The 268-nt window shown below is 59.7% G+C and carries 1 protein-coding gene; it reads right to left on the minus strand.

The genetic code is table 11. The annotated features are described in order from the left end of the window. Nucleotides 1–268, minus strand: a 268-nt coding sequence (locus ACZYR5_RS29710) for an immunoglobulin-like domain-containing protein (protein WP_489092936.1), incomplete at both ends; no start/stop codon positions are given.

Genomic DNA, 268 nt, shown 5'->3' on the forward strand with positions numbered 1-268 from the left:
GTCATCTTTCAACGCCTGGTTGATGCTGACAGTGAAGGTTGGGCTCGCGTTCTCGAACACGTCGCCGTTGCCTTTGATACTCACCGTCACCGTGTCCACGGTGTCGTTGATCTGCACCACACCCGGCACTTTGCTCAGTTGCAGGTCTTCGAAGACCTTGCCCGGTACGCTGGCGCTGTCGATGGACACGCTCAGCGGGCCGCCGTCTTTGTAGACGTCGTCGCCTTGAATCGGTGCGGTGTAGATGGCCGAGGTCTGACCCGCCTTG

It is taken from the genome of Pseudomonas sp. F007 (assembly GCF_057814275.1).